Origin of the sequence: Bathymodiolus platifrons methanotrophic gill symbiont, from assembly GCF_002189065.1 — a bacterium.
In the GTDB taxonomy this organism is placed as follows: Bacteria; Pseudomonadota; Gammaproteobacteria; order Methylococcales; family Methylomonadaceae; genus Methyloprofundus.
This window is the reverse complement of the sequence record NZ_BDMN01000153.1, coordinates 1-3,874: the sequence shown is the minus strand read 5'-3', so window position 1 is coordinate 3,874 and position 3,874 is coordinate 1. Positions and strand designations below refer to the sequence as shown.

Below are 3,874 nucleotides of genomic sequence, written 5' to 3'. Positions count from 1 at the left end.
TGCCTGTAAAAAATGGCGACCACTATCCACCAAACTGATGCAACGTAACATCCCAAGACGAATAAAGCCAATATCGTTTAGTCCTGGGCATGCTCGCTTCCACAAAGGGTAACGTTCTGCTGATACGGCATTGTCCATGCTCTTATTGCAGTGATCAAAAATAAAGGCATTCAGTGTCTGGGATTCGTACATGAGAGTTTCCGATTATAAGGTTTATAAAACGGAAAATTATAAAAAAATGTTTTTCGTAATTGCAAGCTTTATTTTAGGTTTTTTGTTGTTTTTCCATGTGCTTATCCTGCGAAGAATTTTTAGGATTGATTAAAAATCTGGGAGTAGGACAAGATAATCGCATACCGCTTCTAAAATAAGGCATACTCTCTAAGTTTCTTAGCTATTGTTGCTTTCAATGGAAACACTGATGAAACATATAGAGGTAGTGGATTCATGAAACAGTGCTTATAGTCATTTAAGCAACATAGCTTAGAACGAACACTTTTGGGGGTTCTTCCACAGGACCCCTATAAAGGGATACAGAGGATATAATCTTTTAGTAATTGTCGACCTACTCCTTTTTTTACAAAGACTTTGAATATTGTAATGAGTAAATTGGTATATGGCTAGTACAGATAAAAACACAAGTCTAAGTGTTTAGCTTTTTTTCAAAGGTCGACAAAAAGGCGATAAATTGGATAATGAATCGAGTAATGGCGGGGTACACAGCGATATGTCGACCTTTTTTAGGTCGACAATTAAGAGTAAATTTTAAAGCCCTGTATCCCTTGGTATGTAAGGCTTACAGGCTAAAAATTGTCGACCTTTTGCAGCAAAAAAGGTCGACAATTAGCAGGCGCTAATATTCATTGTGTAAAAATGAAAATAGGCATAAAAAAGCCCGCATTTAAGCAGGCTTTAAATTAGATTCTAATTTAAGAGTTAATATCAAATAGGAATTTCTCCATCACTTACATGATTGAGCATAACAGTGGGGAACAAAGGTGGCATAAGATACAATCTGCTTTTAGTCTTTTTAACCCCCAAACCATCTAAAGCTTTTTTAACACCCATCTGGCTTGCCCTCGTATTTGTTATATTTTTTGGTAAATATTCGATTATTTGGGTGTTAGTCATTTTTATTGTTCTATTACTGCTATCCAGTTTTTCTCCTGTCCCTGCATCAATAAACTTGAAAGTATCTAAAATGATACTTTCCATTGTTGCATCCTCGTGATGACTTAGTATTTCTTGCTGTAAAGCCTCTTCTTCACCTGTAAGCCACCATTGTTCCCTGTGGGTATAGGCATCCCACACAAACGCCCACATATCAGCATAATCAAAATTAGCATCGCGAGGGTAGTCTAATGCTCCTGTAACCACGACTGGCAAGAATCTTCTATTCCCTGTCGTGTCTTTAAGGGGGCGTTCTTCATTTACGGTAGCAAAGCAAGACGCGTGCCTCCTTATGATTGTAGGGTTTTTAGCATAAGGCAGTCTGATTTCATCTTCTTGGTTTGATAAGAAACCTTTTAACTCTGATATTTCACTCCGCTTAAAGGTTGCGTCAAGCTCTCCAAGCTCTCCAAGCTCTGGAATCCAGCACCTAAGTATATTAAGCTGTGAGTCTTTGTCTTTGACATTTAACTGAACTGAATCTTTCAGTGTATTTATGCAGTTCCTTGGGTAGTAGGTATTTTATAAAGGCTGTTTTCTTTAGTCCTTGTGCGCCACCAAACATTAATACGCTTTCATATTTAGGCACGGCATCTGGGTGTTTCCCCTTGTGCCTAGCCATATCAGCGGCGGCACAACACTGGACTAGCCATCTATACATAGCTATCTTAACCCACTCTTTATTTTCCACTGGCAAGTTGTCTATAAGCTCATGAACTGGGTTATCTTTCTTTGTGCGTTTAATGCTTTTCAGCCAATTTATAACTGGATTAATAGGGTTTTTCTCAATGATAATGTCTAGCTGTTCATCAACAACAGCCTTGCTAAGCCCATGTTGTATGCACTTATCTTTCATAAATGCTATTAAGGAGTTGCCCTCATTCCCATGCAAGCTTTGGATACCTTGAATCGGTAGTGGGTTAAATCGGGTGTGATTAAAACTGCGGGGATTTGTTAAAATATCACTATTTCATTTCGACCGCCTCCAGGTTGTCTGATTCCTGTTATATCCAGTTCTAATTCGGTGAGTTCTTTTTTTCCTTGGCGGGTAGTTTTTGGGTCACACTCTAATAAAGCTGAAATATAGTTAACGCCACCATGAGATAATTTTTCACTTTCAATGGCGGCATACCGTCGCTTATTTTTTTCACAAAGTGAGTCATAAAATTTCTTCATCGACTTTTCGATATTTTTTTTATAAGGAAATGACATAAGACAACCGGGTGTGATTAAAACTGCGGGGATTTGTTAAAATATCACTATTTCAATTGACACAGATTGTGAGCCAGAGTAACAACAAATCTTTTATAGCCCGCCTCAACCAACATCCCAAATTACGTGAACGGGTGGAATCATTGCTGAACGTGGTTGAAAACACTACAGGAGACTGTATTAAAGCGGATGATGCTGAACAACATGTAATTGAAGAAATACGTCAAATGGGTAATGATGCCCTGCATTGCTGGGGAAGTACTGCAGCGGATAGGGAGGCTAAGCAACTGCGAGAACAACGCCCCGGACTCCATGGCAACGGTAAAAAAAAATCTGTTGGCATACAACTTTTGGGGAAATAGAAGTGATAGAGCCTTTATTTCGTTGTCCTGGACAACAGATAAGACCTTTCAGCCATTCTGTTGGCATTAGCGCTCGGTGTTGCTCACTGCCCTTACAGCGGGTAATGACTGATTTTGGGGCTGATCATGCATTCGGGAAAGTGCCTAAAAAACTCCAAGAACATTATGGAATCGAGATGCCAGTGAGCACGATTCGCACGGTGACGGAGAACCATGGTCAACAAATGAATTCCCAGCGAGAGAGCTCGACTTTACCCGTGGTTACTGGCTGCCAGCAACAAATTGTAGAGATTGATGGCTGCATGTTACCTATTGTGACAACAAGAACAGATAAAGGTGATAAGCGTAAAAAGAAAATACTGCATTGGAAAGAGGCTCGTTTAGCATTAGCTCATGAGGAAGGAAATATCACACCTAAATTTGATGCTACTTTTGGAGGGAGTGTAGATGATGCAGGGCATTCATTATTAAATTGTGCGGTCACTGCAGGACTGGGTATCAATACACAAATACATGGTGTTGGCGATGGTGCAACATGGATTGCAGATCAAATGAAAAAAAGGTTTGGATCACAGGCAAGTTACCTAGTTGATTTTTATCACGTTTGCGAATACTTAGGGGGAGCATCGAAAATATGCGCAGCCAATGATGAAAAAAACTGGATGGATGTTCAGGAAAAACGCTTAAAGAACAATGAACACTCACTTGTTATTCATGATTTAAACCCGTTTTTAGAAGGTGATGAGATTGAAAATTCTAAAGCCCCTGTACGATCTTGTCACCGCTATTTAAGTAACCGTACTGAGCAACTCGACTATAAAGGAGCGATAGAAAAAAACTTGCCTATTGGTTCAGGCGAAATAGAAAGCGCACACCGTTATGTTATTCAGGAACGATTAAAACTATCAGGGGCGTGGTGGAAATCTGAAAACGTTGAACCCATGCTTGCTTTAAGAGTGGTCAGAGGAAATGATCAATGGGATGAATATTGGAGAAATTTGGCCAAAGCTTCTTAATATTTTGAGAAATTCACCGTACTTTTAATCGCACCCGTTGATCACAAAGGCTATGACATTTACAGTGAAACTCTGTCATCGCACGGTATTGATTATCTAAAGTCATTTCCTGAA

General features: G+C 39.4%; 6 protein-coding genes. 2 read left to right on the top strand and 4 right to left on the bottom strand.

Translation table 11 applies throughout. The features are described 5' to 3' along the window. The 4 genes from CDZ78_RS21200 to CDZ78_RS09560 all read right to left on the bottom strand — a co-directional run. The coding region (locus CDZ78_RS21200) for a hypothetical protein (protein ID WP_087869491.1) at nucleotides 1–192 on the bottom strand (192 nt) is incomplete at its 3' end. Between the two features lie 750 nt (nucleotides 193–942). Further along, nucleotides 943–1,608, bottom strand: coding sequence for a VapE domain-containing protein (locus tag CDZ78_RS23685; protein ID WP_280175560.1), 666 nt, complete (start codon nucleotides 1,606–1,608; stop codon nucleotides 943–945). A 1-nt stretch (nucleotide 1,609) separates the two neighbouring features. Next, entirely contained in the window at nucleotides 1,610–2,026 is a 417-nt protein-coding gene (locus CDZ78_RS23680) for a VapE domain-containing protein (RefSeq protein WP_140413968.1), read from the bottom strand. 98 nt (nucleotides 2,027–2,124) lie between these two features. Beyond that, nucleotides 2,125–2,382: a hypothetical protein gene (locus CDZ78_RS09560; RefSeq protein WP_087869815.1), complete on the bottom strand. Its 258-nt coding sequence runs from the start codon at nucleotides 2,380–2,382 to the stop codon at nucleotides 2,125–2,127. Between the two features lie 134 nt (nucleotides 2,383–2,516). Between CDZ78_RS09560 and CDZ78_RS09555 the strand changes: the two genes are divergently transcribed. Both CDZ78_RS09555 and CDZ78_RS09550 read left to right on the top strand, forming a co-directional pair. After that, a complete protein-coding gene (locus CDZ78_RS09555) occupies nucleotides 2,517–2,744 on the top strand; it encodes a hypothetical protein (protein ID WP_147773986.1) in 228 nt (75 codons plus the stop codon). Between the two features lie 2 nt (nucleotides 2,745–2,746). Continuing rightward, complete coding sequence (locus CDZ78_RS09550) at nucleotides 2,747–3,760, top strand: UPF0236 family transposase-like protein (protein ID WP_140413966.1); 1,014 nt, start codon at nucleotides 2,747–2,749, stop codon at nucleotides 3,758–3,760. Nucleotides 3,761–3,874: the final 114 nt, after the last annotated feature.

Coding starts and splice junctions, on each gene's coding strand:
- CDZ78_RS09560 (WP_087869815.1), bottom strand. CDS start 2,382: ATGTCATTTCCTTATAAAAAAAATATCGAAAAGTCGATGAAGAAATTT.
- CDZ78_RS23680 (WP_140413968.1), bottom strand. CDS start 2,026: ATGAAAGATAAGTGCATACAACATGGGCTTAGCAAGGCTGTTGTTGAT.